This window comes from Ligilactobacillus salivarius, assembly GCF_035231985.1.
Lineage (GTDB): Bacteria > Bacillota > Bacilli > Lactobacillales > Lactobacillaceae > Ligilactobacillus > Ligilactobacillus salivarius.
Window position 1 is genome coordinate 42,744 of the sequence record NZ_CP117984.1, and the last position, 20,135, is coordinate 62,878.

General features: G+C 38.3%; 15 protein-coding genes and 5 pseudogenes. 6 read left to right on the top strand and 14 right to left on the bottom strand.

Features of this window, described 5'->3' with window-relative positions; genetic code table 11:
* Positions 1-21 precede the first annotated feature (21 nt).
* Entirely contained in the window at positions 22-1,221 is a 1,200-nt protein-coding gene (locus PTA89_RS09090; RefSeq protein ID WP_044005709.1) for an MFS transporter, read from the top strand.
* 438 nt (positions 1,222-1,659) lie between these two features.
* Here the strand turns inward: PTA89_RS09090 and PTA89_RS09095 are convergent, their stop codons facing one another.
* The 5 genes and pseudogenes from PTA89_RS09095 to PTA89_RS09110 all read right to left on the bottom strand — a co-directional run.
* Positions 1,660-2,565: an IS3 family transposase gene (locus tag PTA89_RS09095; RefSeq protein ID WP_456152079.1), complete on the bottom strand. Its 906-nt coding sequence runs from the start codon at positions 2,563-2,565 to the stop codon at positions 1,660-1,662.
* On the bottom strand, positions 2,562-2,693 hold the full coding sequence (locus PTA89_RS09100; protein ID WP_264674037.1) for a hypothetical protein: 132 nt from the start codon (positions 2,691-2,693) through the stop codon (positions 2,562-2,564). Before PTA89_RS09100 ends, PTA89_RS09095 begins: the two co-directional genes overlap by 4 nt.
* The gene (locus PTA89_RS09105; protein ID WP_204771110.1) at positions 2,680-2,838 is read right to left on the bottom strand and encodes a transposase; all 159 of its coding nucleotides are present in this window, start codon (positions 2,836-2,838) and stop codon (positions 2,680-2,682) included. Before PTA89_RS09105 ends, PTA89_RS09100 begins: the two co-directional genes overlap by 14 nt.
* Before the next feature lie 83 nt (positions 2,839-2,921).
* Positions 2,922-2,990, bottom strand: a pseudogene (locus tag PTA89_RS10275) (DDE-type integrase/transposase/recombinase); the annotation flags it as partial.
* Positions 2,977-3,666: pseudogene (locus PTA89_RS09110) on the bottom strand (IS30 family transposase); the annotation flags it as partial. The pseudogenes PTA89_RS10275 and PTA89_RS09110, both read right to left, overlap by 14 nt.
* 68 nt (positions 3,667-3,734) lie before the next feature.
* Between PTA89_RS09110 and PTA89_RS09115 the strand changes: the two are divergent.
* The 5 genes and pseudogenes from PTA89_RS09115 to PTA89_RS09135 form a co-directional block, all read left to right on the top strand.
* Positions 3,735-4,534: pseudogene (locus PTA89_RS09115) on the top strand (IS5 family transposase).
* A 278-nt stretch (positions 4,535-4,812) separates the two neighbouring features.
* Positions 4,813-5,730, top strand: a complete 918-nt coding sequence (locus PTA89_RS09120) for an ABC transporter ATP-binding protein (RefSeq protein ID WP_075140364.1) — start codon at positions 4,813-4,815, stop codon at positions 5,728-5,730.
* Positions 5,717-7,333, top strand: a complete 1,617-nt coding sequence (locus PTA89_RS09125) for an ABC transporter permease (protein WP_013085964.1) — start codon at positions 5,717-5,719, stop codon at positions 7,331-7,333. Before PTA89_RS09120 ends, PTA89_RS09125 begins: the two co-directional genes overlap by 14 nt.
* On the top strand, positions 7,330-7,968 hold the full coding sequence (locus tag PTA89_RS09130) for a TetR/AcrR family transcriptional regulator (protein ID WP_003708736.1): 639 nt from the start codon (positions 7,330-7,332) through the stop codon (positions 7,966-7,968). The genes PTA89_RS09125 and PTA89_RS09130 overlap by 4 nt, the downstream gene beginning before the upstream one ends.
* Positions 7,969-8,086: 118 nt before the next feature.
* Positions 8,087-8,356, top strand: a pseudogene (locus PTA89_RS09135) (recombinase family protein); the annotation flags it as partial.
* A gap of 93 nt (positions 8,357-8,449) precedes the next feature.
* Here the strand turns inward: PTA89_RS09135 and PTA89_RS09140 are convergent.
* From PTA89_RS09140 to PTA89_RS09180, 9 genes and pseudogenes are all read right to left on the bottom strand, one after another.
* Positions 8,450-10,354 (bottom strand): heavy metal translocating P-type ATPase, encoded by a 1,905-nt coding sequence (locus PTA89_RS09140; RefSeq protein WP_324177505.1) that lies wholly within the window; start codon positions 10,352-10,354, stop codon positions 8,450-8,452.
* A 318-nt stretch (positions 10,355-10,672) separates the two neighbouring features.
* Entirely contained in the window at positions 10,673-10,906 is a 234-nt protein-coding gene (locus PTA89_RS09145; RefSeq protein ID WP_003710871.1) for a heavy-metal-associated domain-containing protein, read from the bottom strand.
* 215 nt (positions 10,907-11,121) lie between these two features.
* A complete protein-coding gene (locus tag PTA89_RS09150) occupies positions 11,122-11,826 on the bottom strand; it encodes a Crp/Fnr family transcriptional regulator (protein WP_003706984.1) in 705 nt (234 codons plus the stop codon).
* A gap of 144 nt (positions 11,827-11,970) precedes the next feature.
* Positions 11,971-12,543 carry a Dps family protein gene (locus PTA89_RS09155; protein WP_003706982.1) on the bottom strand — a complete coding sequence of 191 codons (573 nt, stop codon included), beginning with the start codon at positions 12,541-12,543 and terminating at the stop codon, positions 11,971-11,973.
* A 99-nt stretch (positions 12,544-12,642) separates the two neighbouring features.
* Positions 12,643-12,851: pseudogene (locus tag PTA89_RS09160) on the bottom strand (IS6 family transposase); the annotation flags it as partial.
* A 202-nt stretch (positions 12,852-13,053) separates the two neighbouring features.
* Positions 13,054-13,785, bottom strand: a complete 732-nt coding sequence (locus tag PTA89_RS09165; RefSeq protein WP_049165320.1) for an FAD-dependent oxidoreductase — start codon at positions 13,783-13,785, stop codon at positions 13,054-13,056.
* 298 nt (positions 13,786-14,083) lie between these two features.
* A complete protein-coding gene (locus tag PTA89_RS09170) occupies positions 14,084-14,896 on the bottom strand; it encodes an SPFH domain-containing protein (RefSeq protein WP_003706971.1) in 813 nt (270 codons plus the stop codon).
* A gap of 15 nt (positions 14,897-14,911) precedes the next feature.
* Entirely contained in the window at positions 14,912-15,271 is a 360-nt protein-coding gene (locus tag PTA89_RS09175; protein ID WP_003703258.1) for a hypothetical protein, read from the bottom strand.
* 128 nt (positions 15,272-15,399) lie between these two features.
* Complete coding sequence (locus PTA89_RS09180; RefSeq protein ID WP_324177506.1) at positions 15,400-20,034, bottom strand: S8 family serine peptidase; 4,635 nt, start codon at positions 20,032-20,034, stop codon at positions 15,400-15,402.
* Between the last annotated feature and the right edge of the window lie 101 nt (positions 20,035-20,135).

A 20,135-nucleotide genomic window follows, 5' to 3' on the forward strand; every position in this document is an offset into this window, starting at 1 on the left:
CAATTAGGTGGGTGGAAAGTTATGAAAAAACAAAATTATGCTGGAGTCGCTGCCAGTGTTTATATCAACTTTGCTTTAGTTGGTATGGCAACAATCATCATTTCACAATACAGTTCTTATTTCCAAAAGGCGTGGAATACTGATGTTAAAGGTATCTCAACTGTACTTTCAGTTGTTGGTATCGGCCGTATCTTAACAATCTTATTTGCCGGTGTTATTTCAGATAAAATTGGTCGTAAAAAAACCATGATTATCGCAATCACTTCCGATATTATTTTCTTATTAGGTGCTGCATTTGCTCATAATCTCTTTATGGCTTGTGTTGCTGCTTTATTCTTTGGTGTTACTAACTCCTTTGGTGATTCAGCTTGTTACCCAGCCCTAACAGATGCTTTCCCAGAAAAATCAGCTACAATGAACTCATTAGTTAAAGCTGCTATGTCATTATGTCAATTCTTGTTCCCATTCTGGGTAGCTTCTGTTTCAAATGCTAGGTTAACTGCAATTATTTTAGCTGTCGCATTATTCTTAGATATTTTACTTGTTATGTGGACACCATTTGCTCCTCATGATGAAAGTAAAAAGACTGAACCAAAGGCTGAAGTTAAGCAAGAAACAACAACTGTTTCATCAGCTAACCAACCAAAAATGGCAATTGATGGTTCCCTAATCATCGCTCTAGGTTTTACAATTTGTTTCACTTTCTACGTATTCTCACAATATATTCCAAACTTTGGAATCAACGTATTAGGTGTTGCACCTGCAACTGCTAAAACTCTATTATCTTGGTACGCAATGTCATCTATGATTTCTGTTTTTGTGACTGCTATTGTTGTTACAAAAGTTAAGCGTTTAACTTTAATCTTACTTTACTCAACATTATCAGCACTTGGCTTATTATTGATGGTACTTTCACCATCTCTAATGACTGCACGTATCGGTAGTATCGCAGTTGGTTTCTTCGGTGCTGGTGGTATCTGGCAAGTTGGTCTATCTGTATTAACAAGTTACTTCCCTACTGGTCATGGTAAGTTGACAAGTTACTATAGTTTCATGGCTTCCTTGACATACTTCTTAGGACCTTTGTTATCCAGTTTCGTAATTAGTGACACTGCAGCAAGTGTACTAAGTGTATTCTGGATTACAGCAGTCGATACTATCATCACTGTTGTTGTAACACTTCTACTTATTCAACGTAGTCGTAAATTTGATGTTGAATAATTGAATTATTAGTACAAAAATACCACTAAATCATAGTTATCAAAACTATTGATCTAGTGGTATTTTTTAGCCTTTTTTATTACAAATGGATGTAAGTCCTAGAGGATGGGACAAAATACCTATCTTCCTGAAAAACAATAAGTGATTTTCAATATTCGAAAATTGCTTATTGTTTTTTTATTTTATCGAAGGTAAGTTAAGCGTGAAGTAGCCATTATATAATTTTTCCAAATTTTGCATTATCAATTCCATACCTATTTCGCCATGGTACTATGTCAAGAAAATGGATAAGTTAAATAGAACAAAGATAATTTTCCTTGTAAAAATTTTATTAGAATCATTATTTCTATCAAGGGCAAGCCCATACGGGAAACCCTTGACAAAAATAATGATTCTAATCCTTTGTTGGCAAGGAAAATAATCTTAAATCATCATCTTTTAAGCTGCTTTATTTACTTTTTGTACTTTATCAAAGTATGTCTGTTCAAATTCTAATGGTGATATGTAGCCACAATGGCTATGAATTCTCACTGTATTATAAAAACCATCTATATATGAAAATACTAATCGTCTAGCTTCATTATATGAACTGATATTATATTCATTTAAGCATTCACGCTTAATTATAGCGTGAAAAGACTCAATACAAGCATTATCCCACAGATAAGCTTTCTTTGAATAACTTCTTGTTATTCCAGCTGTTATTTCGCAATACTCTTTAGAGGTGAATTGACTACCTCTATCACTATGAATAATTTTTGGATTACTCTTACGAGTAGCTTTCACTTTATTTATAAGAGATATTATATTTGTGGTCCCCAATGTAGTTGATAAATCCCAAGAAATTATACGCCGTGAAAACAAATCCATGATACTAGTTAGATATACAAATCCTTCTTTAGTTAGAATATAAGTTGTATCAATGCACCAAATCGTATCAGGTACTTCAGGATTAAATTGTTCATCTAGGATATTTTTCAATTTATTATTAAGGTTGGAATCTCTAGTAGTTACAGTAAAGGGTTTACAGTACTTTGTACGTATTTTTAGTTCTTTCATATATTTTCCAACAGTACGTTCAGAAATTTGTATGCCCATTTTTCTTAGTTTAGCTGTAATTTTGGGTGCACCATAAAGGTGCTGACTTTCTTCCCATATTTCCATGATAAGATCCTTGATTTTTAGCTGACGTTCTTTTGATTTACTCAATCCTTTAGACTTATGTCTATAATATCCTGATTTTGATAATCCTATACGTTTAAGCATTCCAGCTACAGTAGGCTTTTGTTTAGAATTTTCACTTACTTCTTTTATATTCTTATAAATTTCTTCCGTTGTTACTATCCCAGAATGCTTATTGCTTTTTTTAGTACTTCAATCGCTCCTTCTGCGTCTCTTAATTGTCTTTTTAATCTTACAATCTCTTTATCTTTATCGCTAGAATAATTTCCACTTTCTCTACACTGATCCATCTTTTTTTGATAATTTAATCCATTTTCTTAATGCACTGACGCTTACTCCTAGTTTTTTAGCAGTGGTATTAATAGAAAGTCCACTATCATAATAATAGTTTACGGCATCTGTTTTAAATTCATCAGTATATGTTTTCTTGGGCATGTAATGTCCTCCTCAATAAAATTATTTAATTATTATACATGATTCTATCACATTTAACTTGTCCCAATTTTATTCTACCTTCAAATATCCAAGGTTAAACCATCTGCATCGATGGCTCGATACAAATAATGCCATTTTCCTTTGAACTGCAGCCTTACAGGTTTCAGCCTGATAGTTGGGGATTCTGATCACGACTTCGTAGCGCGTCATTCGTTCAGTTAGGGTGAGCAGTGCCGGTTGATCGCTGGTTCGCTTGCCTTTGACTAAATCACCTTCCCAATGACCAAATTCAGAACGATCATTAGCCGCTACTGGTCGCTGTTCAATTGAAGTCCCCAAGATCTTTTTATTTTGGCGTACACGACCCGTACGGTGCTTTTGGTGACGTTTGACCTGTTGTGGTAAATCGATATTGGCGACAGCTAGTAACCCGCGATCAATGTAACGATAAACAGTGGGTGTTGCGGGGCAATATTCAGCTGGATGGTGACGTTTATAAGCACCGACAAAGCTATCTACACTGTGCACTCGGAACTTAGCCTTAAGCGCAGTGGTCAATTGGTTAAAGAATGCCGGACTATATTCGAGTAGACTTTTGCGATGGCAATTTAAACGGCGTTGTTCGTATTGAATTTGACCGCTATCGGCAAAATAACGCTGGGTATAAACGCCATAACTGGACATTTGAGTCACGGTGCCGCGCTTGATTTCACGGCTGATCGTGCTGGGATCGCGGGCTAATCTTTTAGCAATCGCCCTGATCGAATAATGATCTTCATAAAGACTCTGGATTTGGCCACGCTCCTCACGTGATAGTTGCTTATAAGAAGCTGTTTAGTATCTTTGATTTTGACCCAATAATTTGATAAACTACTGTCAAAAAAGTTGGTGATCATATGCAACATTTTAGTCATCATTACCAAAGCGATATTTCTCGGCAACAATTCGATTTGATCCGTCAGGATCTGGAAGCTTCAAGAAAACGAACTCACCCAAAACACATTGATCCTTATGATATCTTCTGTGCCATGCTCTATGTCCTTAAAAATGGCTGTACTTGGCGTGATTTGCCGGCTGATTATCCAAAGTGGTCCACCGTTTACTACTATTGGATGAGTTGGTCAAAAGCCCCCACCCCTGATAAACCAGCTTTATTAACTCAGGTTTTAAAAAAATTGTCGCTGATCGACGATTAAGGCAAGGGCGGTCAGCCCGAACTTCGTTCGTCATTTTAGATGCCCAAAGCATTAAGAACACCGCTACCGCTGAAAATAAGGGTTACGATGGTGGCAAGAAAATTTCCGGCATTAAGCGCCATTTAGCCGTCGACATCAATGGATTCCCGCAAGCTATCCATATTACCCGGGCTAACATCACTGATCGTGACGGGGCGATTGCACTCGTCACCCTTAATTTAGAGCAGTTTAAATTGGTTCGAACCATGATGGTTGATAGTGGTTATACCGGCCAAAATTTTGCCAATGAGATTAGCAGTTTAACCTCAGCCAAGGTAATCGTCGTTAAATGAAATGAGTTACACCAATTTTCGGTTATCCCCCAACGGTGGCTCATTGAACGTTCATTTAGTTGGTTGGGAAATTATCATCGTTTATGGCGTAACTGTGAGCGTAAGCTCAACACTAGTCTCATGATGGTTTCGTTAGCTTTTATCAGGTTACTTCTCAAAAGATACTAAACAGTTTCTAAGATTTTTTGATGGTATCTTTAGATTGGGTCATGAAGTCCGTCCTAACTTATTGGTTTTGTCACTTATAAGTTTAAGGCTTCATGGCCTTTTTGGTCTAGTTATTTAGGTGTTGCACTTACATTGTAAATCCGGCGTCACAAAAAAATTGACTGACGAGTCAATAATTTGTTGACTCGTCAGTCAATCGCGACTATACTGGAAAAGGTTGATCAGATACCGACATATTAAAACGTGTTTCAAGTTTGACCTTAAGGAGGATGACAAAAATGACAACAGCTATTATCGAACTTGACCATCTTCAAAAAAACTTTGGCAAGTTTGCCGCATTAAAAGATGTCAGTTTCACGTTGGCACCCGGTCAGGTTCTGGGTTTTCTAGGACCTAATGGGGCCGGCAAATCCACGACCATTCGAGCTATTTTAGGCTTATTAAAAAAGAGTGGCGGCTCAGTGACCGTCTTCGGCAAAGATGCCTGGCGGGATGATGCGGCGATTCATCCACGCATCGCCTATGTTCCTGGGGACGTTTATTTATGGCCAAATCTTTCTGGCGGCGAAATTATCGACCTATTGCTACGTTTAAATGGCCGCCAGCATAATCAAAAGACCGATGAACTAATCAAGGCCTTTGAATTTGATCCGAAGAAAAAAGCTCGTACCTATTCAAAAGGCAATCGTCAAAAAGTAGCGTTAATTGCTGCGTTGTCGCAAGATGCCGATTTGTATATTTTTGATGAACCCACTTCTGGGCTTGATCCATTAAATGAACAGACTTTCCAGCAAGAAGTTTTAAAACTGAAAAGAGCCGGTAAAAGTGTGCTGCTATCAAGCCACATTTTGTCCGAAGTCGAGCGAATGTGTGATTCAATTGTTATCATCCGTGATGGTAGTGTGATTGAGAGCGGCAATCTTGATCAATTACGGCATCTATCGCGGATCAAAATTGAAGTCACCACCGCTACCCCAATGACTGCTTTGGCAAAGCAAGCTGGCGTTCACGACCTCACTTATCGCGATTCCGAGCACACCAAGGCGGTTTTCACCGCTGATCGAGACGCGCTTGGCACCATCATGACCACACTGGCCGCCAACACCGTGGTCGACATGCAATCAACGCCGCCAACGCTGGAAGATTTATTCCTGCGTTATTATGGAAAGCAAGGTGAGACTCATGCGGCACAGTAATCGGAACGCAGGTTATCTGCTTCGGGCAAACCTCAAACAAAATCTAAAATTTTCACTCATCTGGCTTGTCATTTTGATCATGATGATTGCCAGTGGTGCTGGCAAATTGGAAGCAGCCTTTGCAGGCGGGGCCTCGGGCTCTAAAGAGATTGTCAAAATGCTGCAAGCGCCGGGCATGGCGGCAATGTTTGGCGCGATGCCAAAGGTGGACACGTATAACACAGCGATTGTGTTTGCTGGTGTGATGGTCGTCTTCATGATTATTTTGCAGGCCTTATGGGTTATGCCGCTGATGATTCGCAACACCCGCGGTCAAGAAGAAAGTGGCTTGCTCGAAATGGTTCGCGCTCGCAATGTTGGGCGAACGGCTGCCATCACCGCCGCTTCGCTTGAGCTTCTCATCGACAGTGCCATAATGGGTATCCTCTATTTTGTCTCGTTGGCCGCTGTCAACATGGGTGGTACTGACTTGTACGGTGACTTCCTGTTTTCACTGGGGATGGTGATCGCCAACTTGCTATTCGGAGCCATTGCGTTGCTATTCGCGCAACTAACCAATAACACACGTACAGCCAATATGTTGAGCTACATGGTGCTGACTGCCGCTTATTTGGTTCGGCTGGTCACCGATATCCAGCATCAAAATCTGACGTGGTTATCACCAATTGGTTGGTTCGAAAAAGCAAACTTCTATACTGATAACAACGTCTGGGCTTTAGGTTTGGCCTTACTGGTCAGCATTCTGCTTGCGGCCAGCGCCACCATGATTGCCCGCAACCGCGATCTGGGCGCCGGGATTATTGCTGAACGCACCGGCCGAGCCAAAGCTGCCGGCTGGCTTCGCTCGATCCCTGCCTTACTGTGGCGAACTGAGCGCGGATTATTTGCTGGGTGGTTAATCGGCGCCGTGGTGTTTGGCGGCGTCATGGGTAGTGTGCTCGGCGGCGTTGGCGACATTCTTAAAACGAATCCGCTTTATCGTAAAATACTAGATGTTGGCCAAATCAACGCTGCCAATCAGACCATGGTCCTGTCATTCTTAGGCATGTATCTCGGCATTTTCGTCGCATTAGCCGTGACTGCTGGCGTCCAAGTGGCATTCCGACTCAAACGCGATGACAACCTTGGTTACTTGAGCGTCATTCATGCCGAAAAGCCAACGCGAACCACGATCAGTGTCAGCTACTATTGCTTTGGTCTGCTGGCAGGCGTGTTCGTCCTTTCTGCTGGGCTGCTGGCCTTGTTCTTCACTGGGAACACTGTTCTCAGTCACCCGTTGCCGCTCAAGTACCTCGGTCGCCTATTCGTGGCTAGCGTTCCGGCTGTGATATCGTTTATCGCCCTTGGCATCGCACTAGTCGGTCTGTGGCCACGCTTAAGCAGTCTATTCTGGCTGTATATGGGAGCCGGTCTGATCGTTCAAATTTTCCGGGGATTGTTTGATTTGCCAAAACACGCAGGCAACTTCACACCTTTTGGCTGGATTGCCAATGTACCGGTTGAAAACGTTGATCAAACATGGCTAATCGTGATGGTTGTTAGCGCTATAGTATTATTTATTCTTGGCATTGCTGGTTATCGCCGTCAGGATTTGAGCCTATGAAAAATGTTGTGACAGATCCTGAAAAGGTCACCCGAATCCTCAAAACAGCGACGGAAATTTTCGGCCAGCAAGGCTTCATCAAGAGCAAAACCGATCAGATTGCCAACCAAGCACAAGTATCTAAGGGCTTGCTCTTCCATTATTTTGGCAATAAACAAGCGCTGTATCTTGACGCTTTCAAATATGCCTATCATCGAATTTATGATCACATGGACCCTAAAAAGTGGCAGAATGCCCCTGGCTTGGCTGCCATGATGACCACTGCAGTTAAGTATGAGTTGAAACTACAATTCAAATTCCCAGCTGAATACCGCTTGATGATGCAAGCCTATGCTGATTTACCGCATTTTCCCGAACCGTTGCGACAACAAGTGCAGCAAGAAACAACTGCCATATCCGCTGAAACCGATCGCATTTTTCGCGAGAAAATTGAACAGCTGCCTCGTCGTGAGGGCCTGTCAGTCGATGACGTTTTCGGTGTCGTTTCTGCCTTAATCGCCCAACAAACGGCGGTCACCACCAGACTCATTGCCAGTGGCCATTATCGCAAGTTTGAAGATCTGCAGTCCGTGGTTGAGACGATGGCACGCCAGTTATTGATTGTCGAACACGGCTTTTTACCAGATGAAAGTTGACGTCAGCTGATAGATCAAAAAAGGTCATTAGGGTATACCCTAGTGGCCGTTTTTATTTTTGTGCTATACTAGGAAATACAGATGTTCATTAGAACTGTCCAAAAAAGGAGAGCTGAAAATGGCTAAAATCGGTTATGCGCGTGTGAGTTCCAAGGAGCAACATTTAGATCGACAGTTAGCGGCTTTAAAAGACGTTGATAAATTATTTACGGATAAATTAAGTGGGGCTAACACTAATCGGCCAGAACTGCAAAAAATGCTGGCCTATATTCGTGAGGGTGATATTGTAATGGTCACTGAATTAGATCGCTTAGGCAGAAACAACCATGATTTGACTAAGATCATGAACTCCATTCAAAATAAGGGTGCCACCCTAGATGTGTTAAGTTTCTGACCCCATTAAAGACTTTCCCCAATATGCAAAAAACTATTTTTTTGAATAAGGGACAATCAGTGCCTATGTTCATCCTCTAATTTATTCTTAAGATATTTTTACTTTCTCTGCAGGTGTTGATACTTCTTTTTGTTCTTTTCGACCTTTCAACTTATACTTCGTTAATCTCATACCATTGAAAATTACCACCAAGATACTACCTTCATGAACCAACATTCCGATAGACATATTCATCCATTCGCTGAAGAAGACGCTGGTCAACAAGACCAACACTACTCCAATTGAAATCACGATATTTTGTTTCATATTATTTACGGTGGCTTTTACTAATCCTAATGCGTGAGGCAAGTTGCTGAAGTTCGAGTTCATTAAAACGACATCGGATGTTTCAATCGCTACGTCCGTTCCGCTTCCCATTGCGATTCCAATGTCTGCTAAAGCTAAGGATGGACTATCGTTAACGCCATCTCCAACAAAGGCTACAATTTGACCACGTTGTTGTAGTTTTCCGATATAAGCCGCTTTGTCTTCCGGCAACATGTGGCCGTGAGCTTCGGTCAAACCAAGTTCGCCAGCGACCACATCAACGGTTCCTTGGTTATCTCCTGAAAGAACGACTAGATTTTTCACGCCCAAGTCTTTTAATTCCTGCAAATTAGCTTTCACACCCGGACGGACTTGATCGCGAATGCCCATCAGTACTTTTAATTCACCGTCGACCGCGGTCAAAACGAGAGAGTTCCCTTGTTGTTCAAACCGTTTGACATCTTTTTGCACTTTTTTACTGAGAGTGACATTTTCTTTTTCCATCAAGGCCACATTCCCAACAGCCACTCTATGTCCAGCTACGCTTGAAACGATTCCGCCGCCTTTCACGACTTCAGTTCCTTCAACAGGATAAAAATTTGTTTCTCCAATTTGGTTTAAGACCGCTTTTGCTAATGGATGATCTGATTCCCGTTCCACACTGGCCAGATAGCCAAGCGTTTCAGCAGAATCTTTTTCATACAGTTCAGTCGCTGCAACGGTTGGGTTTCCGACAGTTAAAGTACCTGTCTTATCAAATACAATTGTATCCACATTGCTGAAGTCTTGAATGACTTCACTCCCTTTTAAAAGAACACCGTTACGAGCACCATTCCCGATACCGGCAACGTTTGAGACAGGCACTCCGATAACTAATGCGCCTGGGCAACCTAGAACCAAGATGGTGATTGCTAACTCAATATTTTGACTGAACGCCCATACAACAATTGCCAGAACCAAGACAGCTGGTGTGTAGTATTTAGAAAAGCGATCAATGAACCGTTCTGCTTCGGATTTAGAATCTTGTGCTTCTTCCACGAGTTCAATAATTTTTCCAAATGTAGTGTCCTCACCAACTCGGTCAGCTCTGATTTGAATCGTTCCGTTTTCTAAAATGGTTCCTGCAAAAACTTCTGCATCAGGTAGCTTGTTGACCGGAACAGCTTCCCCTGTAATGCTAGCTTCATTGATATGCCCTTCGCCCGTAAGGACTGTGCCATCCACTGGAACTTTCGCACCCGTTTTAACAAGCAAGATATCCCCTTCATCTACATCATCCACTTCTACTTCTTCAAATTTGCCATTATCCATTTGTTTCAAGGCGCTTTCGGGTGCCATTTCAGTCAATTCTTTGATAGCAGATCGCGTTTGGTTCAATGTTCGTTGTTCCAAGTAGTGTCCGAATAAGAATAAGAACGTGACAATAGCCGATTCTTCATAATTTTGAATAAAAAGCGCACCAATCGCTGCAATACTGACTAAGACATCAATACTGATGACTTTGACTTTCATTGCTTGAAACGCTTGAATGGCAATTGGCGTAATCCCAAAGACAGAGGCGATGATCAAAGACCACTCTGAAAGTCCTACGTTTTCTAAAACAAAGTGACTGAAGAAACCGAGTGCGATTAACAATCCACTGATGACGGTGATAACATTTTTCTTGCTTAATATATATCGTTGCATACTTTTTCCCTCCAAATTTAATTTCTCTTTTATTGATAAATACAGTATAAGATAATTACCTAAGTAATTAATTGACTGATATCAAGTTTTGAAAAAACACGTGTCCCTTCTCACTATTTTTTGATCTAACAGCCTCAATGACACTTATTCCTCTTTACAGTTATAACGATACCCTCTTTTTATCGAATAAAAATTTACGGCTATCAAGTTTAGAAAGTTATCTTTTATCGTTTCTAAGCACCTCGAATCGGATTGCAACAAAAAAGCAATCCCGGAAAAATAGCTTTTCTTCCAGAATTGCCTAGTTCATTTAATCTGTTAAGCGGCCTTGACTTTTACTTTGAGGACCTGATAGCCTACGTTTTCAATAGCTTTTTGAATCTCTTCAATCGAAGTGACAGCTGAATCAAAATTGATTTTGACTTTGCTAGAGTTGAATAATACTTTAATGCTGTCTTTATCAATACCGTTAACTGATTTCAAGGCACCTTCAATTTTTTGCATACAACTTGGACAAGACAACGTTTCTAATTGTAATATAGCTTTTTCCATAATTCCTATCTCCTTTATGTGTTTTTATTTTATCCGCAGCAGATTGCAGATTAATGAACACTTCCTTTTCCTCTTTACAACTGTAGTATAGCTCACTTTTAGCAGACGAAAATTGACGCATATCAAGTTTTGCACTTCTTTTGGTTCTGTTGCAAAGTTTTAAATCTACTATGAAGAGCGACAGAACACCAACGTGTAGAAAAAAGTGTGTCCGATTATTCGCTGTAAAGCAATAAATCATCTAAATCCAGAATCTTGATCCTTTTCCCAGACAGCTGTTGAATCAATCCCTCGTCCTCCAATTCTCCAAATTTACGACTGATGGTCTCAGGTGTCGTTCCTAAATAGGAAGCAATGTCCTTTTTTCCCATCGGCAGGGTGATGGTGGGAGAGTTGCCCATTTCAGGTTCCACATTTTCTGCCAAAAACAAAACTAAACGGGTAATGACACTCTCCAAGGCTACTTGTGTCGTTTGACGTTCTGAACTTTCTAACCGTTTAGACATTTCCGCCAATAGTTTTAAAGAAATAGCTGGGTATTGTTCCAAAAAATCTTGGACATCTTTTCGCTGAATCATACAGACAACGGTATCTCGGATTGCTTCGGCATATTCCTCGTGTACTGCATCCGGGTTGAACAAGGTCCATTCTCCGGTGAAATCACCAGGGTTCAAGATCCGCACTAGCTGCTCTTTGCCAGAGTCTGCCAATCGATAAATACGGATTTTCCCACGATTGATAATATATAAAGTATCCTCTTTTTCTTGTGAACGAAACAGAAACTCTCCTTTTTGATACTGTTTCGTGTGGGCTTTTTCAGCAATGTAATTCATCGCGCTATCCTCTAAGTGATTGAATATTGGAACCAAGCGGATACAGGCTGCGTGGTCGCCAATTTCATGATGGGTATGTTTAGTCAATTCATTCTCCCCCTTTATTTATTTTGTTTATATTCGCTGCTTTTATTATATAAGTCTCTTACTACAAAAAAATTGATGCACATCAAGAAAATGGAAAAAGGACTGGAAAGAATTCCAATCCCTAAATCAGCTTCTACTTTTACCTTAATCTTCATCCTCATCAAGAGCGTCATCATCTTCTAATGCTTCTTTACCAATAAACGCTTGCAGCATCCAAATGTTCTTGTCTAAGTCATTTTTAAAAGCAATCAATGTATCTTCTAAAGCATCGTCACCCTCGTCTTGAGCTAAACGAATCGCACGAATAGTTAGGTCACGAGTGCTTCTGAAGTCCTCGATAATATTTTCAACCATGTCTTCTGCTTTAAAGTATTTATTAACTGCATCTTCCGAAAGTATCGAATATTTTTCAAATTCAACCGTCGTCGAAGCAGGTTTATGCCCAGAAGTAATTAGACGCTCCGCAAGTTTGTCGAACCATTTTTCATTTTCGTTATACAACTCTTCAAATTTTTCATGCAACGTAAAGAAATTGGCTCCTTTTACATACCAGTGATATTGGTGCAGTTTCACATGTAATGTATGCATGTTGCCTAAAAGATGATCTGCAATGGCCGCTGCATTAATTTTCGTATGATGAACATGTTCCTTGTGTTCTTGTTCTTCTTGCAATCTTTCTTGGGGTGTTCTTTCTTGAGTAGCTTTATTTTCAGTCATGATTTATTCCTCCTATAATTTTGGTTTGTTTAAAATAGCTTTCTCTTTACTGAATTTAGTATAGGATAGATTTCCGTTAAAAAAATTGACGCTCATCAAATAAAAGGATTTTTTATTTTTCTTTTTCCAAATTTGATAGAGTAGTTTGCCATATTCTTGCACCCAACGATAAATCGTCGTATGAGAAACGTTAATGCCTCGATCATATAAGATTGAACTTCACGATAGCTAAGGTTATAACGAAGATAGTAGCCCACGGCTACAATAATCACATCCTGCTGAAATTGTTTTCCTTTAAAATGATTCATCGTCATTCCTCCTGCTATCTTTTTCTATTATTCTACCTTATTTGATAGTAGATTCAAAACTTTGCAACAGAACCTTTCATCGTAATTTTGGTTGTTGCTATTTTTCCATTATTATTTAAATTACCAATTTCTAAAAAAATATAGAAAAAATCTCTAAGTATACACATTGTATATTTAGAGATTTTTGCGTATCTATATAATTTTAGTATCCGTATAAGATATCGTGCTTAATGTTTTCAGCATCAATTCCTTTATCTTGTAACGATTGACTTACAGCTTCTACAATCTTTTCTGAAGAAGATACATAATATAACGCATCATTAGCTAGTTCGCTTGTCAACTTTGTTAATTCTCTATCTACATCATTTTCATCGCGAACAAAAATAAATTCTGCATTTGGTAATGATTTCTTAAATTCAGCAAAATCTTCCTTGTAGAAATAATAATCCAAAGATGAATATACAAATTTAATCGTACGTTCACTCTTATCTTTAGCTAGTTTTTCAAGTAATGCTCTAATAGGTGTAACACCTACCCCACCAGCAAAAAATACTAAAGCTTGATTTCCGTCTTCAGGAAGTGTAAATTGGCCCAATGGACCCTTAACTTCTACTTCTTCACCTGGTTGTACAGTTAAAAGATTTTGTTTAAAGTTACTGATTTCTTTACCTGTTCTTGTACCTAGCAAGATTACATCATCTTCAGGTAAGGAAGCAAATGATAATGCACGTAACTTTTTCTTTTCTGTAATTTCTTTAGTAGGTAAGCCTAGTCTCATGTATTGACCTGCCACCCAATTCATATCATTAGGTTTTTTAATCTTTATTTCATAGTAGTCTTTTTCCAAATTTTCGATTGAAATTAATTCTGTCTTGTAGCTTGGTAATTCCTCTGCCATGATATCATCTTCTTTCCATAGAGTTATGTACAACATTATTTTATTTAACTTTTAACATTTTATCAAATATATTGCCTTAAGATTAATAATTTTCTAGTCTTTTTAAACAAATCATATCAAATGATACTAATTAGAAAGACACTTCACTCAACCTAATAGAGTCAACCAGTCTACAAACTTTTAGAATTAATCCAAAAGCTCTCGTGGACAACTTTACAACTCGTTTGGCAGTTGTGTTTTATTTCGAAAATTGTTCGTAAGCCTCCTAAATTAGAAATTTAAGTTTAGCTTAACTGGAACTAATCCAATCTCATCTATACCATGGTGAATTATACTATTTTTTCATTTCTAACATTTTTTCAATCACAGGAATATTACCTAAATCAGAAATTTCTTCTTTTGACATAACTACTAAATTAGTATCTGATTGAGCTAGCTTAGTAAATGCTACAATACTCTGATCTTTAAAGTAATTATCTGATACTGACTCCAGTGCCTCCTGAATTTTTTTAATTCGGTAACTTTCAGCATCTGCACGTTTTTTTGTAGCTTCTGCTTCAGCTTGAGCAGTCTCAACTAATGCTTGATTCTTTGCATCTGTTGTTAATTTAATGTTTCTAGCCTCACCCTCAGCTTTCGCAATTACTGCTACTCTTTCCCTATCAGCTGTCAATTGTTTATCCATTGCTTTTTGTATTTCAACAGAAGGAGTCAATTCATCAATATTAACACGATCCACATTAATACCATAGATATTAGTCAAATCACCAATTGCACTAGCTAATTCAGCATTAATCTTTGAAGTAGATCCTAACGCTGCATTCAAATCCATTCGACCAATGATATCACGTAAATGCCCTCTAACTAATTGTGCCATTGACTCAACTGAATCAGTATTTTCATAAGTATACTTTTTTGCATCTGTCACATGATAATTTAAAGTTACACTAGCTTCAATCTCCGCATTATCTTGAGTTATTACTGAATATTTTTCTAGTCTTAATGGATGCATTGCTAATTCTACTGATTGAATTCGTTGAATAAAAGGAATATAAAAGTGTAACCCAGCTTCAACACTTCGGCTATATTTTCCTAACGTTTCTACTAATCCTTGACAATTTTGTCGAACAATTTTTATTCCTAACATGATATTACCTCTTTCCTATGTTGTAAGCGGTCTTAAAGTTATTATATTGCCTACTGCTTCAATTACGATGTAGTCAATATTTTCATTTACTGATTGATTTCCTTCAATCAAATACCGATAATAAATACCTTTAATACTAACTAATCCATTGATTTGATCAATTTCTTTACCAGCTACTTTGTGACCTAAAAAATTTCTTTGCTCAAGTGAACCCTGTTCTACTTGCTTAGGTGGATCTTTTAAAGTTACCGATACAATTTCTTGCAAAGTTGCATTGACACTTTTATTTTCAAGCTGTGCTCTTTTTTCTAATTTTTGTTTCAAATCTTTTGATAACCTAAACAAAAATGAAGTCATTTTCTCATCTTGTGTCATTCTGCCACCTTCTTTCTTGATATCATTATGATATCACTTTTTATATCAATTAACTATTATTTCAACTCAAACCAAAAAAGTGCCATTGAGATTCACTCATATCTCAAATGACACTTTGTTATTACTTATTAATCTTTTTTAACACGTCTTAAGCCTAATGCACCTAAGAATCCTGCGATTGAGGCTAAGACTGCACCTAGAACAGAAGTAGATTTACTGTTATTTTCACCAGTTTGTGGTAATACTTTTACTGGTTCTGCAGCTTTTTTGCCCACTTTAGCTACAGATTTATTTGAAACAGTCTTAGTTACTACTGTTTGTTCTACTTTATTATTTGTAACAGTCTTAGTTACTACTGTTTGTTCTACTTTATTATTTGTAACTTCATTAACTTGTACTTTATTATTGTCTTGTTCTTTATCTGCAAGAACATTTAGTAACAATACCACATTACCATATTCATTAACTACTCGATAATTCTTAGCAGCTTCAACTCCAGCAGTAGCATTTACCCAGTTACCAGTATTATCTTTTACTTGTAGTGTATTGTTATTGTAATCTACTAGAACTTTGGTTGCACCATCTTTATCAGTTGTTACAGTCTTAACTGTATCACTAGCTGGTTGATAGTGAACATAGAACTTCCTAGTTACAGTATTACCTGTCAAGTCAACTACACTCAATGTATATACATGTGTTGTTTCGCCAGTTGCATCAGCTAAGTTAAATGTCTTACTAAACTTGTATGCTGGATATGGATTAGTCACTGTACTTCCATCTTGATGAGCTTCAGCAACAAAGTTCACACCAGAATTGTGGAATTCACGATAATCATTATCTCCATTGAAGAAGAAACAATATCCGTCCAAATTATCAGTAGCTTCTCCAGATACACTAAAGTCTTTATTATTAGTGTAGACTTGGTAATCACCATTACTATCCAGTTGTAAATTAGCCACATTATTTAAGCTAAGTGTTGGAAGAACTGTATCTAAGATTAACTCCATTGTACCTCTAGTTGTTGAACCATCATCTTTTGTATAGATGTAAGCAACAGGTCTTTGTGAAGTTGGTGCTGTATGGAATTGGAAACTAAATGTTCCATCACTATTTAAGTTAACCTTATTTACAGGATCATCTTCATTGTAACTATCTCCCAATACCACCAATGATTTAACATTTGGATCAACCTTACCTGTTAAAGTAAATACTTGTGTTGATGGATTATATACACCATCTTTAACAGCTTGCGCTCCTACCCAGTTGTAATCATTATCTTTCAAGTAGTCAAAGTGGATATCTGGGTTAGCATCTGCACGTGTTGTTAGGTCCTTTAGACTGTGTCCTGGCAAATCTCCTGGATTACCAATTGTAGCAGAATCAGCTTTTTCTTGAACAACATTTGTTCCTAATTGGTCAGCACTTGTAAAGGCTGGTGCTGGCGTAGGATTCTCTGTATCTGTATCAACACCCAAATAAACACCATTTGCAGAAGTTCTTTGAACATCATTAAATGTTGGTCCTACAACTTCTGTCCATCCTAATAATACAGTTCTACCACTATTATTAGTTACTTTTACGTGGAAAGTTGCTAATCCATCTTTTACATCTGCTTTATATACTGCACCTGTGAAGTAGTCGCGTGCATAAGCTTCAACATTATCCCCCTTAGTAACCGCTGCTTGTACGACTACATCATCCTTGTTGTTGCTTACGACTGTATCTAAAACAATACCAAAGTTTTCCTTAACAGTATTATTTACTTGCCATACAAAAACAGCCTTTGGAGTTGCTGTATTCAATTTATATACTACATTCTTACCAGCTGCATCTGATGTGAAGACAACCGCAGTATCACTTGTACTTACAGGAACCACAAAATTACCACTGTTATCAACTTGAACTAATGCACCATTGTAATAGAAATCAGATGTTGCATTCCCACGTAAGTTATAAGTTGAAGTTGCTGCTTGATAATCTGGGGAACTTTGATCGAGTTCTAATCCATTAGTTGCATTCCAAACAGATACTTTAGTTGTTGCATCATTATTTCCATTTACCAGTAAGGTTACTGTTGAAGTATTATCAGCTACATCGCTAACTGCAACTGATAAAGCATTCTTAGCTGCAGTAAGTGCTGCTAAAGTATCACTACCTAATACGGCTTTAAATGTTCCTGATGTTTTAGCTGCATCTAAGAACTTCGAATTCTTGCCATCATTTAACTTATAGCCAAATGTCTTATCATTAACTTTAACTACTGCATAAGAATAATCTGTAAAGCCAGATCCTGTATCTTTATAATCAAAGCTTAAAGTATGTGTTGCAGCATCATACTTAACATTTGATAATACTGGAGCTGTTGTGTCGATAACTACTGGATAATCAGCTGTTTGAACCTTATTTACACCATCATTATACAAAGTAGCAACATAACGATATGTATATTCACCATCTGCTGCATTTACCATTTCACCGGCCTTATCATCGTATACTTTTCCATCCCAAGCCAAAGTATTTGGATTATTACGCATTGAAACTGATAAAGTTACGTCTTTATTAACTCCACTTTCATAGTAAGACTTATCCAGACCTTGTTCATCTGCAACTACACGAACAACTTTTCCACTCTTATCTAATACTTCAACTTTAAGATCCTTTAGATTTTGTTTAACAAAGGCATATGGTTTTAATAAGTCACTCTTACCGTCAGCATTTGGTGAGAATGCAACTTTTCCATCTTGGTATAATTTAGCAACTTGTTGCCAATTATAATTACCTTCAAGATTTACTAAAGCCTTTAAGGAATCTTCATCAGCTACCCCTCTTGGATAGTTATCTTCATTAACAAAGTAGTTACCACCATAGACTGTGCCTTCTTGATTAGCAGCTTTGTCAAATACATCTTCACTTGTCATATCACCATAATATGCGAGATATGGAACTACTAATTGATTTTGACCATCATTTCCTACAAATCTCAACCAACCTTCAACTAATTGATTTTCTTTCAAACCTGTTAAAGATAATGTGAAATTATAAGTTGCGCTTTGTCCAGCTTTAACGGTTACTGTCTTATTTCCATAGACATGTGCTCCTGCCAGATAAACATCGTGGAAAGTTCCTGTATCGGCATCGCGCACTTCAGTTAATCCACCACCAAAATCATCAAAAGTATATGTTTGATCTTTATCGGATAAGTTCTTAAACGTTAGTGCGAATTGAGTTGAATCTCCAACTTTTCTCAAAGATACAGAACTTGTGCCGTCTGCTGCCACAACATATACTGGAGATTCTGTTGCAGCACCTGCATCAATTTCACCAGCACCTTGACGTCTAGGAGAAACTGGAGTGTCATATCCTTGTTGCGTCATTGGTTTAGCTGTATTCATGATTAAAGCTTTAGTAGCTTGAACTAAATCTGCTCCATTTAAGTTAGTAGTAGCTTTTAATCTTTGCATTACTAAAGCTGCAACCCCAGCGTTAAATGGACCAGCCATAGAAGTTCCACTCATAGTATTGTAACGATTATCGTTCCCTGTTGAAGTTACACTAACCCCAGGAGCTGATACATCTGGTTTCAAAGTGAAATCTTGTAAAGGACCCCAAGAAGAGAAGTCTGCCATGTCATCACCAGCACCTACAACCGAGTTTTCAGCTGCAACTGTCATTGCATTGCGCGATGCACCTGGATTAGCTACCGTACTACTAGAGAATGGTTCAAAGTTTCCATCTGCTCCACCTGGTTTATAAGGAACTTCTTCACCAGTAACACTTGCCGAATTACCATTGTTAGAAGCTGAAATGGAGACGAACACACCATGTTGAGTTGCATATTCAACCGCTTTCTGCTCTACATCATTCAAATTAGCAGCTGCGACGCCTTGACCTAAGGACATTTGAATTACATTAGCACCTAATTTAACTGCGTCATAAATTGCTTGAGCAATATCATCAGTATTTTCATCAGCAAATTGATCATTAAATACTCGCATCATCATTAACTGTGTTTCAGGTGCTACCCCTACTGCATAGCGTTCATTGCCATTTGGTTGGCCGTCAGCACCAATGATACCAGCAACGTGTTGACCGTGTTCTGATGCATCTGGGCCATCATCTTTAACCCAGTTGTTGTCACGACTCGCATAATTATATACGAATGGGAATTTCTCTGAAGCATATTTCCCGTAGCCTAGCTCGCTAATCTTCTTGTCAGCATCTTCCTTAGAAATTGCTGGAGATTCAGGAGCTTTAGAGAAATCTTTATGGTTTGTATCAGCACCAGAATCAATAACAGCAACCACCATACCTTGTCCTTTATAGCCATTATCCCATGCAGTTTGAACATTTCCTTTGACATGGTCTTTATAGGTTGTTGGTGGTACTGTCTGATCAGCAGTATCAGCAGTAGTTTTTGCCTGTTGAGCTGTTGTAGCTTGATTTTGACTAGCTACTGAATCAACATTGCTCGTTGCTGCTTCTTTTACGGTATCAGTTTGAACATTAGAAACATTGTTAGAACTATTACTATTGGTTGTAACAGTTGTTTGAGCTGTCGCATTATTCTGCACACTCGAACTTGATGCCTGAGTAGCTTCTGTTTTTACACTTTCACTACCAGTAACGGTATCGGCTTGAGCGTTAGAAACTGGACTTGTCACTAAAAATGTAACTCCAGAAATAGTAATAATCGCTGACACCACCCACTTAGATTTAGCTTTATAAAGCTTGTAGCGGCGTTTTTCACCTAGCAACTTTTCCATGCACTTCATCTCCTTCTTCTAAAAGTTATTTTTTATATTAACATATTTTTAATTAATAAACAATTATTCTTTAATCATTTGTTCATATTAATATGATAGAA